Consider the following 25,334-nt stretch of genomic DNA (forward strand, 5'->3'; position numbering starts at 1 on the left):
ATATAAAATAAATATCTAATGTAGTTTTTATATATGATAAATAATTTAATGTAAGAAAAATAATAATATAATTCGCTACTTAATTTACCTATGGTTATGCACAGAATCTAAAGAAAGATAGGTACTTATTTAAATAGATTAATCTCTCAGGGTTTAATTCCCCGAAGCTCTGCTTCGTGATATCATAAGAAACAACTAAAACTTTTTTAGATACCTCGTAGCTCTGCTGCGAGGAGCATCATTACAAGATATGCTTAAGGTGTTATATTAATTATTTATTCTTCGAGTTAGTGAGCGAGATTAATGAATAAAAAGATAATAATTGATGCTAATTTCTCAAATGAAACAAGAGTGGTTTTATTGGGACAAAGCAATAATATAGAAGATATTGAATTTCAAACAACAAGAAAACAACAAAATAAAGGTAATATTTATTTAGCAAAAGTAACGAGAATAGAGCCATCTTTGCAAGCTGTGTTCATAGAATATGGTATGGATAAAAGCGGCTTTTTGCCTTTTAGCGAAATACATCCCAATTATTACAATTTACCTGCATCAGAGAAGAATTTTCCAATTAATGCATTTCCTGAGATAGTACCGCCTAATATCGTTCTTGATGATGAGGATGAGATGCAGGCAACTACTTCATATGACCCATTAATTGATGGTGAAGAAATCGATCTAAAGGCTATAGAGGAGTTAGTAGAGAGTAAATTTCAGTCAGAGCTTAATTTAGAAGCAGCAGATGATATTGAAATTATCCAAAGCGATAAGGAAGAAAATATTCCTCAATATAAGCAATATAAAGTACAAGACGTAATAAGAAAAAACCAAATATTATTAGTTCAAGTTACTAAAGAGGAGCGTGGAAATAAATGTGCAGCTTTTACTACTTATGTATCTTTAGCGGGTAAATATTGTGTTTTAATGCCTAATAAAGCAGCACAAAATGGTATATCTCGTAAAATATCAAATGGTGATGAAAGAAAAAGGCTTAAGAATATTTTAAACAAGGTAGTAAACGGCGATAAGAGTCCTTATAGTGTAATTATCAGGACAGCAGGTAGAGGTTGTAGTACTTTGGACCTGAAAAAAGATTATAGCTATTTATCAAGGTTATGGAATAAAATCCGTAAAAGTACTGTTAATTTTCCAGCTCCGTGCTTTATTCATGAAGAAGATAGCATAATACGTAAAACTATACGTGATATGTGTGATCATAATGTCAAAGAGGTCATAATTCATGGGCAAGAAGCATATGAAGATGCAGCAAAATTTATGCAAGATTTGTTACCTTCAGAGATGACAAAACTTAAAGAGCATAAAGGTAAAACTCCTATATTTACTAAGTTTCAAGCAGAGGAACAATTAATTAAGCTATACCAGCCTGTGGTAACTTTACCTTCAGGAGGATATATTGTTATTAATCCAACTGAAGCTCTTATTTCTATAGATGTGAATTCCGGTAGATCAACTTCTGAAAAAAATATTGAAGAAACAGCCTTAAAAACTAATTTAGAAGCAGCAAAAGAAATAGCAAGACAAGTTAAGCTTAGAGATTTATCAGGTCTTATAGTTGTTGATTGCATTGATATGGATGAGACAAAAAATCGTAAAATTATCGAGAGATCTTTTAAAGAATTCTTAAGTCGTGATCGTGCACGTATACAAACCGGTAATATTAGCCAGTTTGGATTGCTTGAATTTTCAAGGCAGAGGTTACGTTCTTCTTTCCTAGAAACTAATTCTTCAATTTGTTCTCATTGTAATGGCAAAGGCGTTGTTAGAGCCGATGAGGCGAATGCTATGCTAATCTTGCGTACTATTGAAAATGAAATTTTCGAAGATAGAATTGATATAATAAATGTTTTTGCTAATGTTTCTTCGGTGATTTATCTACTTAATAATAAACGTCAGGAAATAAAGTTGATTGAAGAGAAATATAATATAAGGCTCAATTTTTATTCTGATCCTAACGCTACATCTGATAGCTATTCAATCGAAAAAGTAAAATTATTAAAGAAAAATAATAATAACCTCAATGCTGGTAAGCCGGTGATTCAAAATCATAGTGCTGATTATACCGAAGAAGAGCCTAAAAAAGAGCAGCTGCGTAAGAATAAGCATAAATGGAAAACAGGCAATAATAATAATGTTGTCAGTGAAGAAAAGAAAAAAGTGCCTGAAATAAAAGAGGTAAAAGATCAGGTAATAAGTGTTGTAAAGGAAGAAATAGAAATTACGGATGATGGTGTAGTAGTAGAAGAAAAACCACTACCAAAAAAAACAAAACGCAGATATCGTAATAAAAAATCGAATAAGAACCGCCCTGCGGCTAATAAAGAGAGTTCTGTGGCAGAGGATAGCGGGGGCGGTGAGGGGTAATATACGTCATTGTGAGGAGATGTGTATCATCCTAGAGTAGTAAGCCTGTGAGGCATGGCTTTGTTGCATAAATAAAATTTGTAGAGCAAGAGTGGTGATAATCTGGTAAGATGTCCTGAATTAAAAAATAATCCAGATTATATGAGATCTCGGAAGAAAGCCCCTTTTAGTAAATCACGCAAGTATTCTAAATATAAAATAACGAATTGGTCAGAATATAATAATTTTTTACGCAATAGGGGTCGCATAGATTTTATGATTGCCAGTGATTTGGCGATTGGCTGGTATGCTGATTACAGAGAGGAAATGAAACGAGGAAGACCTAGACGCTATAGTGATCACGCTATATTACAGTGTTTGAAGATCAGATGCTTATTCGGTCTTAAGTTACGCCAAACCCAAGGCTTTATAAACTGGCTCTTTGAAATATCGGGTTTATCTATTAGATGTCCAGACTATACAACATTAAGTAAGCGTATGAAGTCATTAGATCTTAGGTATTTACATGGAAATCAAGATAAAGAATTTAGTTGTATTTCAATGGATAGTACAGGGATACAAGCCTACACAGGGAACGGAAAGTTCTATAATTAATTAAGCCAGATATAATCAATTTTTAATCTCTCAGGGTTTAATTCCCCGAAGCTCTGCTTCGTGATATCATAAGAAACAACTAAAACTTTTTTAGATACCTCGTAGCTCTGCTGCGAGGAGCATCATTTAAATATAGATATATCATGGCTCATTTAACGATAGATGAAAGATTTAAAATATACGAAATGAATAAGAGTGGTTATAGCTCGCGATATATAGGGACAAAGATTGGCCGTGATAAAAGCACTATATGTTATGAACTCAAGAGAATGAGGCATAATTATAGACCAGATAGGGCTAACACACTTGCTTGCAGTTTAAGGCAAGGTAAGAGAAAAAGAAAATTAGATCTTGATAATAATTTACGAGCAGAAATAATAAAGCAGTTAACACAGGGTATTTCACCAGATATAATTTCAGGTAGACGTAAACTATCACGAGATACTGTCAATATTTCTACAGAGAGTATATATAGCTAACACGGAAATGTTTCTACCACAGATTAGGAAAAACTTAGGCATTGATCAATAATTTTATGTAAACAGTTTTTAAAGTTAGTCCAGCAATGTTTAATAGGATTTAGATCTGGTGAATATGTGAGTAAATACAAAAACTATGGTAAAAACCTTTTCGCGTTAGCTATACCAGTTTATTTATACATCTCCTATAGCACAAAGGCAAAAATTATATTTATCTTTAGCAAGAAAAAGGAAAAATAGGTTGCATCATGGTACAAGAATCAGAAACAAAAGAATTACAATACCAAATCGAGTTTCCATTACTGAAAGACCAGAGATAAATAGAAAGATAGCAGCAATAGGTCATTTAGAAGGTGATTTAACTTTTAACAAAGGTAATCAAAGTCGTAATATAGGCGCTCTTGTGGATATCAGAACACAAAAAGTGTTTCTCACTTTAAACCGTTCAAAAAGAACACAAGATGTGATTGGTAACATGAATAAAAAACTTAAACAATTGTCGCATATAATCAAAAGCATAACGTTAGATAATGGCAAAGAATTTACCAATCATGAACAACTATTGCCAAAATCTGAACGAAAAGTATATTTTTGCAATCCTTATTCTCCATGGCAAAAACCATTGATAGAGAAGATTAACTCAATGGTGCACAGAGTATACTCTAAATCTTTAGATATAAAAAAATTAACAATAAAGCAATTACAAGAAATTGAGGATTTTTTAAATAATTTACCAAGAAAAGTGCTCGGTTATAAAACACCCAATGAGGTATGGGAAGAAAATATAAATCTGGCTTAATTAATACTGGAATTTACCTAGGACACGTAAGGATCCATTTGTGAAGCACTGGGATGAAATAGAATCAATGCTAGAATCAGCACCGGAGTTGCAAGCAACTACCATATTAGCATATTTGACAGAAAAGTATCATGGGAATTATAATGGGAAGCAATGACGCTGTTTGCAGAAAAGGTTGAAACAATGGAGAGCTGCACATGGTAAGGATAAGACAGTAATCTTTTTACAAAATATTCTTCCTGGCAAACAGAGTCAGTCTGATTGGACCAATATGAATCAATTGGGTATTTGTATTGGTGGGCAACCATATCCTCACTTACTATTTCATTTTATGTTGCCTTATTCATGTTGGGAAACTTTTAGCATATGCCATAGTGAAAGTTTTGATACATTAGCATCAGGGTTTGAAAAAGCTGTATGGGAGTTAGGTGGAGTTTTACCAGAGCATCGTACAGATAATTTAAGTGCAGCTACCAAGCAATGTGGTAATAGTAGACAATTTACAGAAAGATGGCAAGAATTGCTTGGTTATTACAATGTTGCACCATCGCGAAATAATCCAGGCGTCAGTCATGAAAATGGTTCTGTTGAAAAAAGTCATGATACATTTAAGCAAGCAGTGAATCAACATCTGCTATTACGTGGATCACGTAATTTTGTTGATTTAAAAGCTTATGAATTATTCCTTACACAAATTAAAGAAAAGCGAAATAGCTGTAGAAAAGAAAAATTAGCTGAAGAATTAGTTCATTTACAAGAGTTACCAATCAGGAAATGGAATGCACCTACAATATTATCAGTACGTGTTAATCCAAGCAGTACAGTTAGTATTTTATCTGTAGCTTATTCTGTGCCTAGTCGCTTAATAGGTTATACTTTAAAAGCTTATATTTATTCTGAAGAAATAGAGCTTTACTATGGTAACAAATGTTTACAAAAAATGTCGGCTCTGTCTCATCAATTGTGTAAATTTCGTGAACCATTAAATTCTACCATCAAATTTGATCATAAAATGAGCCATAGCTTCATTCCAATTGGGGATAGGCATAGACCATTTTTTGGTAATATAATCAATTGTCAGATATAAAACCTTAAATAGTCTATCCGCCAAAAACACTTCAAATCCTGATCATTTGTAATGGGATAGAGTTTTGACAACAAATTGCTAAGATTTTCAATAAAAATTAATAAGTTATGTTAATTTTTACTGATACATTTCTGTGTTGGTCTAATTTTGATATGGAGCTATTGTTAACGATTTTTTATCGTTCATCTAGTTTTTGCATGATGATATTTTTGATTTATGTGGAGTTAGACACGATTTGTAAATGATTTGCAATGCATCGTAAATTCAAACCAATAGCAGAGATTATTGGATTGATAATATCTCCTATCATACCTTTCAAGAAGTTTCTACCCATCCGACCATATTGCTTTAAGTGACCTATTATTGGTTCTATGGCACTGCGTCTCTTGATCATAGACTTGTCCTCTTGTAACAACTTCTTCCGCGTTTTTGGGGTATATACCTTACTCTTCTCCTTTACATTGCTACCACTATACCCAAGATCAACAAATGATTTCTTTATCTTGATTCCAGTGACACTCTCTACTGCTTCAAAGCTCTGATGCAATGTATGACCATCATAAGGATTATTATGAAACGATTTTGCGGATAAAACAAAATTTCTACGACCACTTACTACTACCGCTACTTTATTGCCAAACTCATATGGCTTGTTGCGTTTTCCCTTTCCTATACACTCTACTTCAGGGGCATGAAAACTATATAATACTTTGTTATCTTCTTTATATTGCTTTTTAGCTTCTCTTTTTAAAACAGATTGGTTATGTATTTATTTTATTTTTTGCAATACTTCTTGATTTTTGAGAGACAAGTTTAATTGCTTATTTTTGATCTCACGCTCACATACTCTAATCAAACGACCCAGTAATATTTTTAAATGCTTCATTATTTTCCAACGCTTCTTGGCTTTACTATGTTCTTTATATTTCCATAGCTTTACTATATCGCGTTTATAGGTTCTAGCGTATGTTTCATTCAAATGTATACCCAAACTGTTGCAAAGCTTTACTATGCTAAGCCTAGCTTTATCCATTAAATAAACATCGTGTGGGTGTTTGATATTCTTAATTTGTACAGTCGTATCAGCGATGATTAATTCCAAATCTTTTTTTTTAATTGTGTTAGTTTTTATCCCAACCCTGATCAACTCCGATAATATCTCATTATATCCAGCTTCACCTAATACACTACGAAACCGTCGTATACTAGTTTCCGAGATAGCTATGTCTTTTTCTATATATTCCCACCCGCAGAAATACTGCCAATACATATTCTCTTTTAGCTCTTCCTCTGATAATGAATCTGAAAAATTATACATTGCTTGTAGCATCGTTATGCCAAGCATCACTCTATGACATTTTCTATTTCTACCAAATTTCTTAATACAAACATTTTTTGATAACCACTCTTCGAGCCTAGACCAATTTATTAATTCTCTTAATTTATATAGCTTATTATTTGGGTTTAATTCTTCTTTTAATTTATAACCAAACAGTTTCCCTTGTTCTTGCGATTTGATAATGTTGTCTATTGGCATTGACTGAAATCCATAAGGTTTATGACCATATTTTATCATTTTCTTACGGATTGTTGTATTACTTCTTGTCTTAAAACCATATTATCTATAAGGCTTGTAGAGTTTTGGCGGACGGACTAAATAGTCTATCCGCCAAAAACACTTCAAATCCTGATCATTTGTAATGGGATAGAGTTTTGACAACAAATTGCTAAGATTTTCAATAAAAATTAATAAGTTATGTTAATTTTTACTGATACATTTCTGTGTTGGTCTAATTTTGATATGGAGCTATTGTTAACGATTTTTTATCGTTCATCTAGTTTTTGCATGATGATATTTTTGATTTATGTGGAGTTAGACACGATTTGTAAATGATTTGCAATGCATCGTAAATTCAAACCAATAGCAGAGATTATTGGATTGATAATATCTCCTATCATACCTTTCAAGAAGTTTCTACCCATCCGACCATATTGCTTTAAGTGACCTATTATTGGTTCTATGGCACTGCGTCTCTTGATCATAGACTTGTCCTCTTGTAACAACTTCTTCCGCGTTTTTGGGGTATATACCTTACTCTTCTCCTTTACATTGCTACCACTATACCCAAGATCAACAAATGATTTCTTTATCTTGATTCCAGTGACACTCTCTACTGCTTCAAAGCTCTGATGCAATGTATGACCATCATAAGGATTATTATGAAACGATTTTGCGGATAAAACAAAATTTCTACGACCACTTACTACTACCGCTACTTTATTGCCAAACTCATATGGCTTGTTGCGTTTTCCCTTTCCTATACACTCTACTTCAGGGGCATGAAAACTATATAATACTTTGTTATCTTCTTTATATTGCTTTTTAGCTTCTCTTTTTAAAACAGATTGGTTATGTATTTGTTTTATTTTTTGCAATACTTCTTGATTTTTGAGAGACAAGTTTAATTGCTTATTTTTGATCTCACGCTCACATACTCTAATCAAACGACCCAGTAATATTTTTAAATGCTTCATTATTTTCCAACGCTTCTTGGCTTTACTATGTTCTTTATATTTCCATAGCTTTACTATATCGCGTTTATAGGTTCTAGCGTATGTTTCATTCAAATGTATACCCAAACTGTTGCAAAGCTTTACTATGCTAAGCCTAGCTTTATCCATTAAATAAACATCGTGTGGGTGTTTGATATTCTTAATTTGTACAGTCGTATCAGCGATGATTAATTCCAAATCTTTTTTTTTAATTGTGTTAGTTTTTATCCCAACCCTGATCAACTCCGATAATATCTCATTATATCCAGCTTCACCTAATACACTACGAAACCGTCGTATACTAGTTTCCGAGATAGCTATGTCTTTTTCTATATATTCCCACCCGCAGAAATACTGCCAATACATATTCTCTTTTAGCTCTTCCTCTGATAATGAATCTGAAAAATTATACATTGCTTGTAGCATCGTTATGCCAAGCATCACTCTATGACATTTTCTATTTCTACCAAATTTCTTAATACAAACATTTTTTGATAACCGCTCTTCGAGCCTAGACCAATTTATTAATTCTCTTAATTTATATAGCTTATTATTTGGGTTTAATTCTTCTTTTAATTTATAACCAAACAGTTTCCCTTGTTCTTGCGATTTGATAATGTTGTCTATTGGCATTGACTGAAATCCATAAGGTTTATGACCATATTTTATCATTTTCTTACGGATTGTTGTATTACTTCTTGTCTTAAAACCATATTATCTATAAGGCTTGTAGAGTTTTGGCGGACGGACTAAATACTGCGTCATCATTTGGAAAGATGCGTTTATTCTTAGTAACTTTTCTCAATTGGCTATTCAGCGATTCTATCGCATTTGTAGTGGGTAAATTCCAGTATTAATTAAGCCAGATTTATATTTTCTTCCCATACCTCATTGGGTGTTTTATAACCGAGCACTTTTCTTGGTAAATTATTTAAAAAATCCTCAATTTCTTGTAATTGCTTTATTGTTAATTTTTTTATATCTAAAGATTTAGAGTATACTCTGTGCACCATTGAGTTAATCTTCTCTATCAATGGTTTTTGCCATGGAGAATAAGGATTGCAAAAATATACTTTTCGTTCAGATTTTGGCAATAGTTGTTCATGATTGGTAAATTCTTTGCCATTATCTAACGTTATGCTTTTGATTATATGCGACAATTGTTTAAGTTTTTTATTCATGTTACCAATCACATCTTGTGTTCTTTTTGAACGGTTTAAAGTGAGAAACACTTTTTGTGTTCTGATATCCACAAGAGCGCCTATATTACGACTTTGATTACCTTTGTTAAAAGTTAAATCACCTTCTAAATGACCTATTGCTGCTATCTTTCTATTTATCTCTGGTCTTTCAGTAATGGAAACTCGATTTGGTATTGTAATTCTTTTGTTTCTGATTCTTGTACCATGATGCAACCTATTTTTCCTTTTTCTTGCTAAAGATAAATATAATTTTTGCCTTTGTGCTATAGGAGATGTATAAATAAACTGGTATATACTCTCTGTAGAAATATTGACAGTATCTCGTGATAGTTTACGTCTACCTGAAATTATATCTGGTGAAATACCCTGTGTTAACTGCTTTATTATTTCTGCTCGTAAATTATTATCAATATCTAATTTTCTTTTTCTCTTACCTTGCCTTAAACTGCAAGCAAGTGTGTTAGCCCTATCTGGTCTATAATTATGCCTCATTCTCTTGAGTTCATAACATATAGTGCTTTTATCACGGCCAATCTTTGTCCCTATATATCGCGAGCTATAACCACTCTTATTCATTTCGTATATTTTAAATCTTTCATCTATCGTTAAATGAGCCATGATATATCTATATTTAATGATGCTCCTCGCAGCAGAGCTACGAGGTATCTAAAAAAGTTTTAGTTGTTTCTTATGATATCACGAAGCAGAGCTTCGGGGAATTAAACCCTGAGAGATTAAAAATTGATTATATCTGGCTTAATTAATTATAGAACTTTCCGATTCTATTTCATCCCAGTGCTTCACAAATGGATCCTTACGTGTCCTATATTTACGTATTGTGCGTAATTCGCTTGGATACTTATTAATACGTAAATACTTACGTGCCGTTTTTACACTCATACCTGCTTTTGCAGCAGAAATTATCTGATTATATTTTTTGATCTTTTGCATTAAAATACCTACTTGGTTATTTGTACATGTCATCAGTAATTCTCGAATAATATTTAAATATTTAAAAATAAATTTTTATTCGATTTTACTGTCCATAGTTACTTCTTTTTTATAGGTAATTTTAATGTTCGTTGAGGGTAATTCTAATATTCGTTAGTCACTTATGTGGGTAAATAGCTTCTATACCCATCATCCTCATATATTTCAGTACTCGATCTTTACCGACAATAAAACCATCTTCTAGTAACTGTTGATGAATATAGCGATAACCAAATTCAGGATTATCTGTATATATTTCATCTATTCTATTTAAAATACTTAATTTATTTATACTCATCTCCTTGGATTTATAGTAGGCTGTAGATCGACTAATCTTTAATAGTTCACACTGTCTTGATTTTGAGAGTTGATTTAGCTTGGAGTGTACAAGACTCTTTTTATTTGATAAATCCAAGCTTTTGAGCTTTCCCACGGCCCAGTCCCTCTCAACTGTGATTCTACCAAGAGCTTTAGCAAGTTCATCATTTTGCTCTTGTAAATGATTTATTTGTTCTTGATATTCACTCAAAACTTTAGCTGGTTCAAAAGCTAATGCCGCATTACCTAAAAACTGTTTTTTCCAATTTTGAATTGTTTTAACACTTATTACCTGAATTCTGGATTAATCTAGGTTTGGAAGTAAGTATTTACAAGGGATAGAAGATACTCTATATAATTTTTAGCAAAAAAACAAGAGTATCCCCATGAAGAAAGATATTACTGCATTATTTTGTTTTGTCGATGATTTTTGTAAAATTAGCGAGCAGTGGATTAATCTCTCAGGGTTTAATTCCCCGAAGCTCTGCTTCGTGATATCATAAGAAACAACTAAAACTTTTTTAGATACCTCGTAGCTCTGCTGCGAGGAGCATCATTCTTATAAAATTATCTAAATTACGCATCGGAAAACAATATGAAGGGATAATAGATGCTGATGTGATTGTAATTAGAGAGGATAGCCGATTCCAAATTAAAGTTCTGCTTTACAGAGGAGGACAGAAATGGGGGGAGCAAAACTATTCCCCCATTTATAATCAGACAAATATTAAAGCAGAAGTTTTCGAGTCTTTTATTGGACAGTTTTATCAAACAAGAAAACCAGCTAAAGAAATAATAATTAACGTACCGCTACAAAATTCCGAAGTAATTATTAGTTCTCTTAAAAAACTATATAATATAAAAACTAAATTTGTAATTCCAAAAAGAGGAAGCAAAGCCCAGATATTGAGGGATTTACTTACTACCGAATGAAGAAACGATTTTATTAATTAAGGACTCGATATTAATTGCCGATTGAGTATATTTTATTTCCTCATGAGGCGTTAAATCATCATTATCGTTTCCTGGTACGATTGCAATATATTTACCTCCAAGTAGACCACTAGTAACTACTTGAGCTTTTGAGTCTTTAGGTATTTTAACATTCTCATTAACATTTAAATATACAGTAGCAAAATAGCTAGTTGGATCTAAACAAATCTTTTTAACATTACCGATTTTTATACCTGAAATCATCACGTCACTTCCGACTGATATCCCTTCAGCACTTTGAAAACTGGCAGTGAGCTGATAGCCTTTGGCGTTAGTCATAGAACTACCAGTTTTATAAGCAAAAATTAAGAATAGGAAAGCAATAATTAATACTGCAAAACCGATAATTGTTTCAATAATGTTTTGTTTCATTGTTTTTTATACCAAATAGTTGATTTATGGTTGCCATCTGCTATATCTAGCATTCGATGATTTAGATGATTTTTGGCTTATTTTGTTACTTTCTTGCCAAGAAAAAAGCTTAATATTTTTTGGTACTTCATTTACTAAATGATGCAACCATGCATGCCAACTGGGCGAAATTTTTGTTGGTTCATTAGCATTTTTATAAATAACAAATCTTTTAGGACGCCCTAAATAGTCAAGCTTCTTACTTTCGTAATATTGGTTTAGTAACTCATCTTCTCCTACTTTTTTATGAAAAAAAGTAATAAAAAACTTATTTATCCACGACATTTTAAAATTTCTATAGCAGTTTGTCTTCCTTGTACTGCAAGTTTATCAGCAGCAATATTACCGCTATTACTTGCATGTCCTTTTACCCATTTCCAAATGATAGTATGTTTGCTTAATTCTTCGTACAAATTTTGCCATAAATCAGCATTTTTAACGGGTTCATTGTTGCTTTTACACCAGTTGTTTTTTATCCAATTATGGATCCAAACGGTAATCCCTTGTTGCAAATACTTACTATCAGTATAAATTTCCACATGACAAGGTTTTTTTAGAATTTTTAGTGCTTCAAGAGCTGCTGTAATTTCCATACGGTTATTAGTAGTCTCAAGCTCATGCCCAAACATTTCCTTATTCACCTCATTAAATTGAAGGAACGCTCCCCACCCTCCTGGACCTGGATTGCCAGAACATGCACCATCGGTATATATAATGACTTTTGATATATCTTCTTTCAATATTTTAACTAGGTTTAATAGGTTTAGACTTAGAAGAGTTACGGAATTTATCTAGCACAATAACATTTTGTGATAACAAAGCTTCATCAATTTTATCATTATTTTCTTCTTCCAGAATTTGCTTTTCTATTTTCAATATTTCAGCTGTGTTATTATTTTGTATATTTAATTGCTGATTAAAAGTGAAACTATAGCTATTGCTTGAATCAACAAAACTAATAAGAGCATCAAATGGTATATAAATTGTTTCTTTAATGCCGCTAAAACTTAACATTACAGAAAATCCGGTATCTTTTACTATTATATTCTCAAATTGATTCTGAAGTACTATCGTTATTTCTTTTGGGTATGCTTGTCTAACTTTTAAAGGCAAAATGACAGCTGGATGATCAGTCTTATATGATATATATATTAATTGGTCCCAATATAAATTTTCATGCTGAATCCTTGCTAAAACCTTTTTTACAAATTCCAGCATAGATTCATTTAAAAATTTTTTATATTCGATATTCATATTAATCAAAAGTAGATAAACAATAGACGAAGTTTAATTTGAAAAATAGCAAGGCGTTTTGAAGCTTTGACTAGCTGCGTATACTTAATACGTGAGATTAAAAGCAAAAAACAACATTCAGCGTATTTCAAATAAAACGAGTATATATGAGGGTTTTTCTGTTGCCCGGTAAACCCCCAAACCGCGTAGGACTAAGCTGCAGCTAAAGCTGAACCACCTACATAACGATTATTATCGTTTGCGTTTCTTTGTTTTGACCCGTAAGGCAAAAGCCTGCGGCGGAATCATCCCGAGTAAAAGCAATTTTTTTATTAGGCACGTCGATCCTATTTCGCCCCCTCAAAATACTACTTATCTTTCAAAATATAAGCAGTATTAGCATCGTATATCATATTGTTATACTGTGTCATACGAAGATCAATTTCAAAAAGAGCAAGGCGTCCACAAGACGAGGAACGGAGCGTATACTTAATACGTGAGTACCGGAGTACTTGTAGGACAACGTAGCCAATTTTTGAAATTCATCGAGTATGAGTATTGGTGGAGGCGTCGGGTACTGCCCCCGAGTCCGCAACCTCTATTCTAAATTACGTTTATTACTATAGCTATATTAGCACTTACTATTATCGCTTAATTTGATTAATTTGTAAAGGTGTTCTACTGAAGTTTTGACAAAAAATTTTTATTAAAAAAAGTGGCGAGTGTATCAATCTATAATTTGTATTATATATCCAATAATTTACTTTAAATTGTAGAAATATCGCTTTTAAGCTGATAAAAGCACTAAATATTTAACCGCATAGCGAAAATCTAGGGAGCTTGCTCCCTAGATGGATAGCGTTATAATATAAGCGTTGGCATATTATAATTTAGTAGAATGGAATTGAGGCGTAATAGTCATCATGTTTTTAGAATAATGTATCACTTTGTGTGGATACCAAAATCAACTAAACGCAATGGATAAAATTGAAAAAGAAACAAAGCAGTTTAACCTGTTTTGAAACTCGGTCGCTTGCGGCCGAGTTCTTCATCTTTAAATATAAATTTTTACTTTAGTCAGAAAAATTAGAATTTTTGTCAAAACTTCAGGTTCTAGATTTATATTTAAAATACGCTTATAATCAATATTAGATTTTAAATTATAAACTATTTTATGCTACCAAATCTTGGGATTATTGCCGGTAAAGGTTCGCTACCTTCTTTAATAGCGGGTAATTATAAAAAACAAGGTGGTAATTGTTATATAGCTGCGATAGAGGGCGAAGCTAATATAGAATTAATTAAGGACTTTGAGTATCAACCTTTTAAAATCGGTATGGTTGGAGCAGCTATTAAGTATTTTACACAACATAACGTAAAAAACATTATTCTTATAGGCGGAGTCGACAGACCGAATTTTAAAAACTTGGCAGTGGATAAAATAGGTGGTTTATTACTTCTTAAAATAATTAGCCAAAAAATTCGTGGGGATGATAATTTATTAAGAATAGTAGCTAAATTCTTTGAGAGTTATGGTTTTAAGATAATTTCAAGTAGTGAGATATATCAAAATCAACAATGTGATTCTACTATTATAACTGATACTAGCCCTACAAATTCTGATAAAAAAGATATTGAATTTGGGGTAAAATTATTAAATCATTTAAGTAAATTTGATGTAGGTCAGTCGGTTATAGTTGAAGATGGTTATGTACTTGGCATAGAAGCAGCCGAGGGGACGGATAATTTAATAGCTAGATGTGCAGACTTACGTAAAAAATCTTGCGGTGGAGTGCTTATTAAACTTTCAAAAATAGGACAAGATAATAGGCTAGATTTACCAACTATAGGCGTTAATACTATAAAAAATCTTGCTAAATATAATTACAAAGGCGTTGCAATTCAAAAAAACCAAGTAATTATAGCTGAAGAAGAGAAAACTATAAAACTCGCTAATGAACATAAAATTTTTATAACAAAATGTTAGCAATAGGTATTACCGGTAGCTATGCATCGGGCAAAACTTTTATTTTGGACTATTTAGCAGAAAAAGGATATAAGACTTTTTGTGCCGATAGATGCATAAAAGAATTATATCAAGATTCAAAGATCCAAACCGGTATTTTAAAATTATTGCCGGAGCTTGAAACTTTTAATATTGGAAAGATTAGTAATTTAATTTATAACAATGATCTCGCACGTGAGAAATTACAAAATTTTATTTATCCACTGCTGATAAAAAAACTAAGTCAATTTAAACAGGAAAACGTAAACTCTAAATTTGGGTTTGCCGAGATTCCTTTATTGTATGAAGCTAAATTTGATAAATATTTCGATTTTGTCGTAACTGTGCATTGCTCTGAAGAAATAAGAATGCAAAGAGCAACAACCAGATCTTCTTTTGATGTGGAAATCTATAACAAGATAAAGGAAATTCAGCTTTCGCAGGAGAGTAAAATAGCAAAAGCAGATTTTGCTATAAATAGCGGCGTTGATATGTTAGACTTGGAAAAACAAACAAATAACCTAATAGCAAATTTAGAATGTCGAGTTTAAGAGAAATAATTTTAGATACGGAAACTACGGGACTTGATCCAAAAGGCGGTCACCGAATTGTTGAGATCGGTGCTATTGAAATGGTAAATAAGGTACTAACCGGCAGACATTTTCATTTCTATCTTAATCCAGGACGAGACATGCCATTTGAGGCTTATAGAATTCATGGCATTTCCGGTGAGTTTCTAAAAGATAAACCACTATTTCATACTATTGCAGATGATTTTTTAGAGTTTATTGCAGATGGTAAACTTGTTATTCATAATGCACCTTTCGATGTCAAATTTCTAAATCATGAATTATCATTATTAAAAAGAGCTGAAATTAAACTCCTAGAACTTGAGCATGCTATTGATACTTTAGTGATGGCTAAAAGTATGTTTCCTGGATCAAAATATAGCCTTGATGCTTTATGTAAAAGATTTAAGGTGGATAATTCCGGCAGACAACTTCACGGTGCTCTTAAAGATGCAGCCTTACTTGCTGAAGTATATGTAGAACTAACCGGTGGTAGGCAGTCAGCCTTTAAGATGCTTGATGAAGCTGCTAAAATAAATAACTTAAGCTATAATCGCGTGGATTCTCAAGCACATAGGAATATTCCCGTTATTAAACCAACAAAAGAAGAATTACAAAAACATAAGGAATTCGTGAGCAAGATTTTAAAACCTGCTTCGTAAAGCGTCATTGCGAGGCGATGCATAGCATCGACGTGGCAATCTCAGGAATTTTATACTATTGCATGAGATTGCGTACGTACAAGTTACTACGTAATTTCCTCGCAATGACGATTATTAACATTCCTAAAACCCAATCATGAAAACCAAACTCACCGTACTCATCACCTTTATAATCCTTGTCTCACTAGGTTTTTGGCAGCTTAATCGCTTAAAAGAAAAGAAGCTATTTTTAGCATCAATGCAAGAAAATCTTACCTCACCTGCAATCGATTTAGCTGAAATTCATGACAACTTACCTTATCAAAAAATAAAACTTCATGGGCATTTTTTACCTAATAAAGATATATATTTGTATGGCAGAAGATCAATGTCGAGCGAGAAAGATGGTTATTATTTAGTAACGCCATTTGAAACTAATTATAATAAGGTTATTTTAGTAGCTCGAGGCTGGTTTAGTCACCGCAATAAAAATATTATTACGCAAGCAACCAATGACGAACCACATGAGCTTATCGGCGTTACTATGCCATCCGAAAAAACTCGTAGCTACTTGCCTGCCAATGATATTAAAAACAATGTATGGTTGACCTTAGACTTAAAAGAGGCATCTAAAGTTTTAGGCTTAAATCTCGAGAATTTTTATCTTATTGAAGAAAGCAAAGATATTAGCAACTTGGATATTTTGCTACCACTGTCAATAAATCATTTAGCAGCTATTAGAAATGATCATTTAGAATACGCTTTTACTTGGTTTGGACTCGCCGCATCTTTAGTTGTAATTTATAGGATTTATAGGCGTTCTCTGTCATGCACACGCAAAAACAAATGAACAATCTACAACAACAAGCTTCTGATCCTGATTATTCCGTTTGGGTGTCGGCGTCTGCTGGCACTGGTAAAACCAAAATTCTCACTGATCGTTTTTTACGCCTATTAATCAAAGGAGTAAATTTTCAAAATATCTTATGCCTCACTTTTACTAACGCAGCTAGCATAGAGATGCAGCTAAGAATTAGTAACAAACTCAAAACTTTCTCTCTTTGCAATCCTAAACAACTAGAACAGGAGCTTTTCTTAATGAGTGGTCAAAAGCCGCTTGCTTTAGAGCTTGAAAATGCAAAAAATCTATATAGCAAATTGCTTGATAACAACGAGCCTTTAAATATCTATACCATTCATGCATTTTGTCAAAAAATCCTTAAAACTTTTCCCGTAGAAGCCGGCATAACACCCGAGTTTCAGATTCTTGAAGAGACACAATTACAAGATATCTTTCTAAAAATACGAAATGAGATTTATTTAAGCGATGAACATAATGATTTAATTAAAACTTTACTAAATCGTTTTCATGAAATAACTTTGCAGGATATTTTCAGCGAGATCATTGATCGGAAGATTAAATTCAAAAAATTATTCACTCATAAAACTATTCCGACAGAAATACACAATAAGAGATTAGCACTATCCGAGCTAAATAATATCTATGATAAGGTAAAAAATTTATTTGCAGATTATGATTTAGAAATAGAGCCGAAAGAGTTATTTTTTACCAAAGACGAAAAAAAACGTAAAAGCCTTTTATCGAAAGAGCTAACCCAAAAATATCCTAAATTGCTGTTAGAGTTAGAGAAACTAACATCTCAGATTTATAAATTAGACGAAGAATATCGCATAGAAGAGCTAGAATATCATACTAATTTACTTTGTAAACTTGCTTATATTTTGCTAGAGAAATATGAGAAATTTAAAGAAGAAAATAACTTTCTTGATTATGATGATTTAATTTATTACACCGAAAAATTATTTGAGAATAAAGCTATACATGAGTGGTTATCGCATAAGCTTGAAAGCAAGATTGATCATATACTTGTCGACGAAGCACAAGATACGAGCCGTGAACAATGGAATATAATCACCACTCTAATAACCGAGTTTAATAGACCTGATAGTAGTATTTTTATCGTTGGGGATGATAAGCAATCTATTTATAGTTTTCAAGGTGCTGATCTTGCGAATTTTAATTTAGTGAATGAGAAATTACAAACGAATCTCGCTAAAGCAAATAAAAAATTTAAGAAAATTATGCTTGAATATTCTTATAGATCATGCGGCGAAATTTTACAATTTACTCATCAGGTTTTTAAATATATAAAAGCTCATTACCCTACTCTCTTCCTATCCGATAATCCGGTAATTTCTGCCTTTCGTACACATACCGGTTCTGTAACAATTTGGTCTTTGGTAACAAGCGAAAAGCAGGAGGAACTTTTTTGGGCATTGCCACAAGATTATGCCAATGCTCTTTTGTCAGCTGATTTACTTATAGAAAAAATTATTAGCTTCATAAAGGAAAAAATAGCCAGCAAAGAAATTCTACCAGCAACCGGTAATCCTATATCCGAAAAAGATTTTATGATTTTGGTAAGAAAGCGAGATGAATTTAGCAATAATCTTATAAAAGAGCTTAACAAAGCTAACCTTAAAGTCGAGGCAAGCGATAAAGTAAACCTTAAAGAGCACTTATCGATGATGGATTTAATTTCGGTAGCTAAATTTGTACTTTTACCTTACGACGATTTAAACCTTGCAGCCTTACTTAAATCACCGATTATCGGTATTAGCGAGCAACAATTATACGAACTTCTAACAAATAAAAACGATAAAAGTTTATGGAAAAATCTGTCCTCACATCCAGATATATATAATAAACTTACTTCTTTTATCAAGCTTTACCAAAATTCTACTCTCGATAATTTTTTCGATTTACTTGTGAATACTCTAAATTTACATATCGATGATATGGTAAATGAGCTACTAACACTAAGCAGCAATTACGCAAATAATATGGATAATTCTTTGCAAAGTTTTGTATCTTGGTTTGAGAATAACGATATTTGGATTAAGCGTGATATGGAGCATTCCGATAAAATAAGAGTGATGACAGTACACGGCTCTAAGGGTTTAGAAGCACCAATTGTTATATTATGCGACTCCACCACCCTACCTATCAGCAGTAGTAAATTTATTTGGGATGATAATAGGGGAATAGACCATTTGGAGAACGCAGCTAATAAAGAGGAATTTATAGGAAACACGGAACGCAGCACCGCAGCGTACACTTTAGTACGTGAGGATGCGAGTACCGGATTGACGCATAAATTACCTTTAGAAGCAAGTTATACAAGTGGTCGAATGTTCTTTTCTGCTAATGCTGCTGACACTCCTGAATTTCTACAAAAAATGAAAGATGCAGAAAAGCTAAAAGATCTACAAGAATATATAAGATTACTTTACGTTGCAATGACTAGAGCAAAAGATCATTTAATTATATGCGGTTTTAGTAACAAATCAAATATCCCCGAAAACTGTTGGTATGAAATGATGCTCCTCGCAGCGGCTTTGTTGCATAAATAAGCGAGTCTTTTGCAATGATTGTGTAAATTTTTGTTGAGCCTATATTAGAAGTAAATGATGCTCCTCGCAGCAGAGCTACGAGGTATCTATCCAAAAAGCTTTAACTGTTTTTGTTGAAATGCTTTATAAGAAGGTTTGCCTGAACCTTGATTCTGTACATAATTACGTAATTTCTGCTCATCACCATGTTTACCTACTGTGCTCATAAAATATCCTTTACTCCAAAACTCACTTCCCCATAATTTTTCTTTAAGATTTGGATATTTCGTCTATCCGCCAAAAACACTTCAAATCCTGATCATTTGTAATGGGATAGAGTTTTGACAACAAATTGCTAAGATTTTCAATAAAAATTAATAAGTTATGTTAATTTTTACTGATACATTTCTGTGTTGGTCTAATTTTGATATGGAGCTATTGTTAACGATTTTTTATCGTTCATCTAGTTTTTGCATGATGATATTTTTGATTTATGTGGAGTTAGACACGATTTGTAAATGATTTGCAATGCATCGTAAATTCAAACCAATAGCAGAGATTATTGGATTGATAATATCTCCTATCATACCTTTCAAGAAGTTTCTACCCATCCGACCATATTGCTTTAAGTGACCTATTATTGGTTCTATGGCACTGCGTCTCTTGATCATAGACTTGTCCTCTTGTAACAACTTCTTCCGCGTTTTTGGGGTATATACCTTACTCTTCTCCTTTACATTGCTACCACTATACCCAAGATCAACAAATGATTTCTTTATCTTGATTCCAGTGACACTCTCTACTGCTTCAAAGCTCTGATGCAATGTATGACCATCATAAGGATTATTATGAAACGATTTTGCGGATAAAACAAAATTTCTACGACCACTTACTACTACCGCTACTTTATTGCCAAACTCATATGGCTTGTTGCGTTTTCCCTTTCCTATACACTCTACTTCAGGGGCATGAAAACTATATAATACTTTGTTATCTTCTTTATATTGCTTTTTAGCTTCTCTTTTTAAAACAGATTGGTTATGTATTTGTTTTATTTTTTGCAATACTTCTTGATTTTTGAGAGACAAGTTTAATTGCTTATTTTTGATCTCACGCTCACATACTCTAATCAAACGACCCAGTAATATTTTTAAATGCTTCATTATTTTCCAACGCTTCTTGGCTTTACTATGTTCTTTATATTTCCATAGCTTTACTATATCGCGTTTATAGGTTCTAGCGTATGTTTCATTCAAATGTATACCCAAACTGTTGCAAAGCTTTACTATGCTAAGCCTAGCTTTATCCATTAAATAAACATCGTGTGGGTGTTTGATATTCTTAATTTGTACAGTCGTATCAGCGATGATTAATTCCAAATCTTTTTTTTTAATTGTGTTAGTTTTTATCCCAACCCTGATCAACTCCGATAATATCTCATTATATCCAGCTTCACCTAATACACTACGAAACCGTCGTATACTAGTTTCCGAGATAGCTATGTCTTTTTCTATATATTCCCACCCGCAGAAATACTGCCAATACATATTCTCTTTTAGCTCTTCCTCTGATAATGAATCTGAAAAATTATACATTGCTTGTAGCATCGTTATGCCAAGCATCACTCTATGACATTTTCTATTTCTACCAAATTTCTTAATACAAACATTTTTTGATAACCACTCTTCGAGCCTAGACCAATTTATTAATTCTCTTAATTTATATAGCTTATTATTTGGGTTTAATTCTTCTTTTAATTTATAACCAAACAGTTTCCCTTGTTCTTGCGATTTGATAATGTTGTCTATTGGCATTGACTGAAATCCATAAGGTTTATGACCATATTTTATCATTTTCTTACGGATTGTTGTATTACTTCTTGTCTTAAAACCATATTATCTATAAGGCTTGTAGAGTTTTGGCGGACGGACTATTTCTCAAACATTTTCTTAGAAGTAATACTTTTTATGATTTGAGTTATTTTTGTTGGGCTATACATTGGTATTGACTGTAATAAAAAATGTACGTGATCTTTATCTACTCCTATTTCTAAAAATCTAATTTCATAACGATCTTCTATGTGCTCACAAATTTTACACAAATAATCATCTAGTTCTTGATTGAATATTACTCTTCTATACTTTGCCGGCGTTACTAAATGATATATTAGTACTGTGACATTATGACTCTTATGTACATAACTGCTTTCTTCCATTCAAGTAGTATATCACGAAGCAGAGCTTCGGGGAATTAAACCCTGAGAGATTAATTAATGGTAGAAATGATTTATTAATCCACTGCTCGCTAATTTTACAAAAATCATCGACAAAACAAAATAATGCAGTAATATCTTTCTTCATGGGGATACTCTTGTTTTTTTGCTAAAAATTATATAGAGTATCTTCTATCCCTTGTAAATACTTACTTCCAAACCTAGATTAATCCAGAATTCAGGTTTTTAGTAAATCACGCAAGTATTCTAAATATAAAATAACGAATTGGTCGGAATATAATAATTTTTTACGCAATAGGGGTCGCATAGATTTTATGATTGCCAGTGATTTGGCGATTGGCTGGTATGCTGATTACAGAGAGGAAATGAAACGAGGAAGACCTAGACGCTATAGTGATCACGCTATATTACAGTGTTTGAAGATCAGATGCTTATTCGGTCTTAAGTTACGCCAAACCCAAGGCTTTATAAACTGGCTCTTTGAAATATCGGGTTTATCTATTAGATGTCCAGACTATACAACATTAAGTAAGCGTATGAAGTCATTAGATCTTAGGTATTTACATGGAAATCAAGATAAAGAATTTAGTTGTATTTCAATGGATAGTACAGGGATACAAGCCTACACAGGGAACGAATGGCTAGAAAATAAGCATGGTAAGCAATATAAGCGTCGCATATGGAAAAAGCTACATATCGTTATAGAAGATCAAGGTATGATACTTGCCGATAGTACCACAGAGCATACTATAGATGATAGATCACAGATTGGACTACTAACAGCTAATGTCAGAGCCAAGGATTTTCTGGGAGATCGAGGGTATGACGGTGAATCTACATATCAATTGTTGAGAAAGAAGAAGATAAAACCAGTTATTAGACCCCCAAACTCTTCAGTAAAAGTTCAATCGCTTAGGGATAAAACTGAGAGAGATGCAGCTGTTATATATCAACAAAACAAAGGATACCAAGCATGGAGGGTAAAGAATAATTATGGTAGAAGGGAGCGTGTAGAGAACACGTTCTTTCGATTTAAAACTTCTTTTGGTAGTAAGTTTCTATCAAGACATGATCAAAATATGACAAAAGAAATGTCTATTAAATGCCACTTATTAAACAAAATGTTTGAAATTGGTAAACCTATCTCTGTGCCTGTTGGCTAGGCTAGCATTGCGGGGTTAGGGGCAGTATATTCAAAAGCTTATTTATGCAACAAAGCCATCAGGAATAGCCTCAAATATGTATAATATAAAGATAGAAAGCAATTAGCAGCGGATTTGAAACTAATCTATACTTCTGCTACTGAAAAAGAAGCAGAATTAGCTCTTGAGTCATTTGATCAAAAATGGAGTAAGCAATATCCGCATATAGCTAAATCTTGGTATAATAATTGGGATAATTTGATAATTTTCTTGCAATATCCAAAGGAGATTCGTAAGATTATTTACACTACAAATGCGATAGAATCGCTGAATAGCCAATTGAGAAAAGTTACTAAGAATAAACGCATCTTTCCAAATGATGATGCAGTATTTAAGGTTTTATATCTGACAATTGATTATATTACCAAAAAATGGTCTATGCCTATCCCCAATTGGAATGAAGCTATGGCTCATTTTATGATCAAATTTGATGGTAGAATTTAATGGTTCACGAAATTTACACAATTGATGAGACAGAGCCTACTACTCATTTTTTTGTCTTGATTTTTCATGTATGGACCTCCTGTAGAATGCAAGAAAAAAATAACATCAATAATAAAAACAAACAAATGCAGTCATGTATCCGGCTTATAGCTGATAAATCAACCTAATTTATTCTACAGCCCTGATGGAATTCGCTGGCTTACAAACTATATACTTATCAGTCCATCGGCTTCTAAAAGAGCCACTGAAAAACGCAGTTTTTTTGTAAGCTAAGGTTTGTCTTATTTAGTCCGTCCGCCAAAACTCTACAAGCCTTATAGATAATATGGTTTTAAGACAAGAAGTAATACAACAATCCGTAAGAAAATGATAAAATATGGTCATAAACCTTATGGATTTCAGTCAATGCCAATAGACAACATTATCAAATCGCAAGAACAAGGGAAACTGTTTGGTTATAAATTAAAAGAAGAATTAAACCCAAATAATAAGCTATATAAATTAAGAGAATTAATAAATTGGTCTAGGCTCGAAGAGTGGTTATCAAAAAATGTTTGTATTAAGAAATTTGGTAGAAATAGAAAATGTCATAGAGTGATGCTTGGCATAACGATGCTACAAGCAATGTATAATTTTTCAGATTCATTATCAGAGGAAGAGCTAAAAGAGAATATGTATTGGCAGTATTTCTGCGGGTGGGAATATATAGAAAAAGACATAGCTATCTCGGAAACTAGTATACGACGGTTTCGTAGTGTATTAGGTGAAGCTGGATATAATGAGATATTATCGGAGTTGATCAGGGTTGGGATAAAAACTAACACAATTAAAAAAAAAGATTTGGAATTAATCATCGCTGATACGACTGTACAAATTAAGAATATCAAACACCCACACGATGTTTATTTAATGGATAAAGCTAGGCTTAGCATAGTAAAGCTTTGCAACAGTTTGGGTATACATTTGAATGAAACATACGCTAGAACCTATAAACGCGATATAGTAAAGCTATGGAAATATAAAGAACATAGTAAAGCCAAGAAGCGTTGGAAAATAATGAAGCATTTAAAAATATTACTGGGTCGTTTGATTAGAGTATGTGAGCGTGAGATCAAAAATAAGCAATTAAACTTGTCGCTCAAAAATCAAGAAGTATTGCAAAAAATAAAACAAATACATAACCAATCTGTTTTAAAAAGAGAAGCTAAAAAGCAATATAAAGAAGATAACAAAGTATTATATAGTTTTCATGCCCCTGAAGTAGAGTGTATAGGAAAGGGAAAACGCAACAAGCCATATGAGTTTGGCAATAAAGTAGCGGTAGTAGTAAGTGGTCGTAGAAATTTTGTTTTATCCGCAAAATCGTTTCATAATAATCCTTATGATGGTCATACATTGCATCAGAGCTTTGAAGCAGTAGAGAGTGTCACTGGAATCAAGATAAAGAAATCATTTGTTGATCTTGGGTATAGTGGTAGCAATGTAAAGGAGAAGAGTAAGGTATATACCCCAAAAACGCGGAAGAAGTTGTTACAAGAGGACAAGTCTATGATCAAGAGACGCAGTGCCATAGAACCAATAATAGGTCACTTAAAGCAATATGGTCGGATGGGTAGAAACTTCTTGAAAGGTATGATAGGAGATATTATCAATCCAATAATCTCTGCTATTGGTTTGAATTTACGATGCATTGCAAATCATTTACAAATCGTGTCTAACTCCACATAAATCAAAAATATCATCATGCAAAAACTAGATGAACGATAAAAAATCGTTAACAAT

Annotated in this window: 22 protein-coding genes, 1 other RNA gene and 8 pseudogenes; 14 read left to right on the plus strand and 17 right to left on the minus strand. The window is 32.6% G+C overall.

The window, feature by feature from the left end; translation table 11 throughout:
• The first annotated feature begins 303 nt into the window (after positions 1–303).
• The 5 genes and pseudogenes from AAHI98_RS05810 to AAHI98_RS18115 all read left to right on the plus strand — a co-directional run.
• On the plus strand, positions 304–2,385 hold the full coding sequence (locus tag AAHI98_RS05810; protein WP_342225301.1) for an Rne/Rng family ribonuclease: 2,082 nt from the start codon (positions 304–306) through the stop codon (positions 2,383–2,385).
• A gap of 141 nt (positions 2,386–2,526) precedes the next feature.
• Entirely contained in the window at positions 2,527–2,979 is a 453-nt protein-coding gene (locus tag AAHI98_RS05815; RefSeq protein WP_342225302.1) for a transposase, read from the plus strand.
• Positions 2,980–3,122: 143 nt separating this feature from the next.
• A pseudogene (locus AAHI98_RS05820) lies at positions 3,123–3,446 on the plus strand (transposase); the annotation flags it as partial.
• 175 nt (positions 3,447–3,621) lie between these two features.
• Positions 3,622–4,257 (plus strand): annotated as a pseudogene (locus tag AAHI98_RS05825) (IS30 family transposase); the annotation flags it as partial.
• A gap of 331 nt (positions 4,258–4,588) precedes the next feature.
• Positions 4,589–5,179, plus strand: a pseudogene (locus AAHI98_RS18115) (Mu transposase domain-containing protein); the annotation flags it as partial.
• Between the two features lie 60 nt (positions 5,180–5,239).
• On the opposite strand, the gene AAHI98_RS05830 reads toward AAHI98_RS18115, so the two are convergent.
• The 8 genes and pseudogenes from AAHI98_RS05830 to AAHI98_RS05865 form a co-directional block, all read right to left on the minus strand.
• The gene (locus tag AAHI98_RS05830; protein WP_342225304.1) at positions 5,240–5,368 is read right to left on the minus strand and encodes a hypothetical protein; all 129 of its coding nucleotides are present in this window, start codon (positions 5,366–5,368) and stop codon (positions 5,240–5,242) included.
• A gap of 190 nt (positions 5,369–5,558) precedes the next feature.
• Positions 5,559–6,113 (minus strand): transposase, encoded by a 555-nt coding sequence (locus AAHI98_RS05835; RefSeq protein ID WP_342225389.1) that lies wholly within the window; start codon positions 6,111–6,113, stop codon positions 5,559–5,561.
• Positions 6,114–6,920 carry a transposase gene (locus AAHI98_RS05840; RefSeq protein ID WP_342225305.1) on the minus strand — a complete coding sequence of 269 codons (807 nt, stop codon included), beginning with the start codon at positions 6,918–6,920 and terminating at the stop codon, positions 6,114–6,116.
• 287 nt (positions 6,921–7,207) lie between these two features.
• A complete protein-coding gene (locus tag AAHI98_RS05845; protein WP_342225295.1) occupies positions 7,208–8,569 on the minus strand; it encodes an IS5 family transposase in 1,362 nt (453 codons plus the stop codon).
• Between the two features lie 82 nt (positions 8,570–8,651).
• Positions 8,652–8,735: pseudogene (locus AAHI98_RS05850) on the minus strand (transposase); the annotation flags it as partial.
• A gap of 19 nt (positions 8,736–8,754) precedes the next feature.
• Positions 8,755–9,717, minus strand: a complete 963-nt coding sequence (locus AAHI98_RS05855; RefSeq protein ID WP_342224646.1) for an IS30 family transposase — start codon at positions 9,715–9,717, stop codon at positions 8,755–8,757.
• A 138-nt stretch (positions 9,718–9,855) separates the two neighbouring features.
• Positions 9,856–10,083 carry a hypothetical protein gene (locus AAHI98_RS05860; protein ID WP_342225306.1) on the minus strand — a complete coding sequence of 76 codons (228 nt, stop codon included), beginning with the start codon at positions 10,081–10,083 and terminating at the stop codon, positions 9,856–9,858.
• Between the two features lie 124 nt (positions 10,084–10,207).
• Positions 10,208–10,618: an IS3 family transposase gene (locus tag AAHI98_RS05865; protein ID WP_342225307.1), complete on the minus strand. Its 411-nt coding sequence runs from the start codon at positions 10,616–10,618 to the stop codon at positions 10,208–10,210.
• Positions 10,619–11,025: 407 nt separating this feature from the next.
• Between AAHI98_RS05865 and AAHI98_RS05870 the strand changes: the two genes are divergently transcribed.
• The gene (locus AAHI98_RS05870) at positions 11,026–11,340 is read left to right on the plus strand and encodes a hypothetical protein (RefSeq protein ID WP_342225308.1); all 315 of its coding nucleotides are present in this window, start codon (positions 11,026–11,028) and stop codon (positions 11,338–11,340) included.
• Here AAHI98_RS05870 and mlaD read toward each other — a convergent pair.
• The 5 genes from mlaD to ssrA all read right to left on the minus strand — a co-directional run bounded on the left by mlaD (position 11,323) and on the right by ssrA (position 13,720).
• Positions 11,323–11,772, minus strand: a complete 450-nt coding sequence (gene mlaD / locus AAHI98_RS05875) for an outer membrane lipid asymmetry maintenance protein MlaD (protein WP_342225309.1) — start codon at positions 11,770–11,772, stop codon at positions 11,323–11,325. The two genes, AAHI98_RS05870 and mlaD, sit on opposite strands and share 18 nt — an antisense overlap.
• A gap of 24 nt (positions 11,773–11,796) precedes the next feature.
• Complete coding sequence (locus AAHI98_RS05880; RefSeq protein WP_011477057.1) at positions 11,797–12,096, minus strand: NADH-ubiquinone oxidoreductase subunit NDUFA12 family protein; 300 nt, start codon at positions 12,094–12,096, stop codon at positions 11,797–11,799.
• The gene (rnhA, locus tag AAHI98_RS05885) at positions 12,084–12,551 is read right to left on the minus strand and encodes a ribonuclease HI (RefSeq protein WP_342225310.1); all 468 of its coding nucleotides are present in this window, start codon (positions 12,549–12,551) and stop codon (positions 12,084–12,086) included. Before rnhA ends, AAHI98_RS05880 begins: the two co-directional genes overlap by 13 nt.
• A gap of 4 nt (positions 12,552–12,555) precedes the next feature.
• Entirely contained in the window at positions 12,556–13,065 is a 510-nt protein-coding gene (locus tag AAHI98_RS05890) for a ClpXP protease specificity-enhancing factor SspB (protein ID WP_342225311.1), read from the minus strand.
• 147 nt (positions 13,066–13,212) lie between these two features.
• Positions 13,213–13,720, minus strand: a transfer-messenger RNA (tmRNA) gene (gene ssrA / locus AAHI98_RS05895).
• 498 nt (positions 13,721–14,218) lie between these two features.
• Here ssrA and AAHI98_RS05900 point away from each other — a divergent pair.
• From AAHI98_RS05900 to AAHI98_RS05920, 5 genes are all read left to right on the plus strand, one after another.
• Positions 14,219–15,031, plus strand: a complete 813-nt coding sequence (locus tag AAHI98_RS05900; RefSeq protein ID WP_342225312.1) for an LpxI family protein — start codon at positions 14,219–14,221, stop codon at positions 15,029–15,031.
• Positions 15,025–15,600 carry a dephospho-CoA kinase gene (gene coaE / locus AAHI98_RS05905; RefSeq protein WP_342225313.1) on the plus strand — a complete coding sequence of 192 codons (576 nt, stop codon included), beginning with the start codon at positions 15,025–15,027 and terminating at the stop codon, positions 15,598–15,600. Before AAHI98_RS05900 ends, coaE begins: the two co-directional genes overlap by 7 nt.
• The gene (gene dnaQ / locus AAHI98_RS05910) at positions 15,588–16,280 is read left to right on the plus strand and encodes a DNA polymerase III subunit epsilon (protein ID WP_342225314.1); all 693 of its coding nucleotides are present in this window, start codon (positions 15,588–15,590) and stop codon (positions 16,278–16,280) included. The genes coaE and dnaQ overlap by 13 nt, the downstream gene beginning before the upstream one ends.
• A gap of 136 nt (positions 16,281–16,416) precedes the next feature.
• Positions 16,417–17,109: an SURF1 family protein gene (locus AAHI98_RS05915; protein ID WP_342225315.1), complete on the plus strand. Its 693-nt coding sequence runs from the start codon at positions 16,417–16,419 to the stop codon at positions 17,107–17,109.
• A complete protein-coding gene (locus tag AAHI98_RS05920; RefSeq protein ID WP_342225316.1) occupies positions 17,106–19,694 on the plus strand; it encodes an exodeoxyribonuclease V subunit beta in 2,589 nt (862 codons plus the stop codon). Before AAHI98_RS05915 ends, AAHI98_RS05920 begins: the two co-directional genes overlap by 4 nt.
• A gap of 86 nt (positions 19,695–19,780) precedes the next feature.
• Here AAHI98_RS05920 and AAHI98_RS05925 read toward each other — a convergent pair.
• From AAHI98_RS05925 to AAHI98_RS18545, 4 genes and pseudogenes are all read right to left on the minus strand, one after another.
• Positions 19,781–19,948 (minus strand): annotated as a pseudogene (locus tag AAHI98_RS05925) (transposase); the annotation flags it as partial.
• 216 nt (positions 19,949–20,164) lie between these two features.
• On the minus strand, positions 20,165–21,526 hold the full coding sequence (locus AAHI98_RS05930; protein WP_342224717.1) for an IS5 family transposase: 1,362 nt from the start codon (positions 21,524–21,526) through the stop codon (positions 20,165–20,167).
• Between the two features lie 83 nt (positions 21,527–21,609).
• Positions 21,610–21,888, minus strand: a pseudogene (tnpA, locus tag AAHI98_RS05935) (IS200/IS605 family transposase); the annotation flags it as partial.
• 16 nt (positions 21,889–21,904) lie between these two features.
• A pseudogene (locus AAHI98_RS18545) lies at positions 21,905–22,033 on the minus strand (IS982 family transposase); the annotation flags it as partial.
• A 130-nt stretch (positions 22,034–22,163) separates the two neighbouring features.
• Between AAHI98_RS18545 and AAHI98_RS05940 the strand changes: the two are divergent.
• The 3 genes and pseudogenes from AAHI98_RS05940 (at position 22,164) to AAHI98_RS05950 (ending at position 25,280) form a co-directional block, all read left to right on the plus strand.
• On the plus strand, positions 22,164–23,069 hold the full coding sequence (locus tag AAHI98_RS05940) for an IS5 family transposase (RefSeq protein WP_342225390.1): 906 nt from the start codon (positions 22,164–22,166) through the stop codon (positions 23,067–23,069).
• Positions 23,070–23,126: 57 nt separating this feature from the next.
• Positions 23,127–23,552, plus strand: a pseudogene (locus tag AAHI98_RS05945) (transposase); the annotation flags it as partial.
• 366 nt (positions 23,553–23,918) lie between these two features.
• Positions 23,919–25,280, plus strand: coding sequence for an IS5 family transposase (locus AAHI98_RS05950; protein WP_342224717.1), 1,362 nt, complete (start codon positions 23,919–23,921; stop codon positions 25,278–25,280).
• Positions 25,281–25,334 lie beyond the last annotated feature (54 nt).

This window comes from Rickettsia endosymbiont of Urophora cardui (assembly GCF_964030725.1).
Classification (GTDB): domain Bacteria; phylum Pseudomonadota; class Alphaproteobacteria; order Rickettsiales; family Rickettsiaceae; genus Rickettsia.

What these genes read in the sequence shown, in the direction of transcription:
- AAHI98_RS05815 (WP_342225302.1), top strand. Translation starts at nt 2,527, where the DNA reads ATGAGATCTCGGAAGAAAGCCCCTTTTAGTAAATCACGCAAGTATTCT.
- mlaD (WP_342225309.1), bottom strand. Translation starts at nt 11,772, where the DNA reads ATGAAACAAAACATTATTGAAACAATTATCGGTTTTGCAGTATTAATT.
- AAHI98_RS05900 (WP_342225312.1), top strand. Translation starts at nt 14,219, where the DNA reads ATGCTACCAAATCTTGGGATTATTGCCGGTAAAGGTTCGCTACCTTCT.
- AAHI98_RS05810 (WP_342225301.1), top strand. Translation starts at nt 304, where the DNA reads ATGAATAAAAAGATAATAATTGATGCTAATTTCTCAAATGAAACAAGA.
- AAHI98_RS05855 (WP_342224646.1), bottom strand. Translation starts at nt 9,717, where the DNA reads ATGGCTCATTTAACGATAGATGAAAGATTTAAAATATACGAAATGAAT.
- coaE (WP_342225313.1), top strand. Translation starts at nt 15,025, where the DNA reads ATGTTAGCAATAGGTATTACCGGTAGCTATGCATCGGGCAAAACTTTT.
- AAHI98_RS05880 (WP_011477057.1), bottom strand. Translation starts at nt 12,096, where the DNA reads ATGTCGTGGATAAATAAGTTTTTTATTACTTTTTTTCATAAAAAAGTA.
- AAHI98_RS05920 (WP_342225316.1), top strand. Translation starts at nt 17,106, where the DNA reads ATGAACAATCTACAACAACAAGCTTCTGATCCTGATTATTCCGTTTGG.
- AAHI98_RS05840 (WP_342225305.1), bottom strand. Translation starts at nt 6,920, where the DNA reads ATGATAAAATATGGTCATAAACCTTATGGATTTCAGTCAATGCCAATA.
- dnaQ (WP_342225314.1), top strand. Translation starts at nt 15,588, where the DNA reads ATGTCGAGTTTAAGAGAAATAATTTTAGATACGGAAACTACGGGACTT.
- AAHI98_RS05860 (WP_342225306.1), bottom strand. Translation starts at nt 10,083, where the DNA reads ATGACATGTACAAATAACCAAGTAGGTATTTTAATGCAAAAGATCAAA.
- AAHI98_RS05930 (WP_342224717.1), bottom strand. Translation starts at nt 21,526, where the DNA reads ATGATAAAATATGGTCATAAACCTTATGGATTTCAGTCAATGCCAATA.
- AAHI98_RS05845 (WP_342225295.1), bottom strand. Translation starts at nt 8,569, where the DNA reads ATGATAAAATATGGTCATAAACCTTATGGATTTCAGTCAATGCCAATA.
- AAHI98_RS05915 (WP_342225315.1), top strand. Translation starts at nt 16,417, where the DNA reads ATGAAAACCAAACTCACCGTACTCATCACCTTTATAATCCTTGTCTCA.
- AAHI98_RS05890 (WP_342225311.1), bottom strand. Translation starts at nt 13,065, where the DNA reads ATGAATATCGAATATAAAAAATTTTTAAATGAATCTATGCTGGAATTT.
- AAHI98_RS05950 (WP_342224717.1), top strand. Translation starts at nt 23,919, where the DNA reads ATGATAAAATATGGTCATAAACCTTATGGATTTCAGTCAATGCCAATA.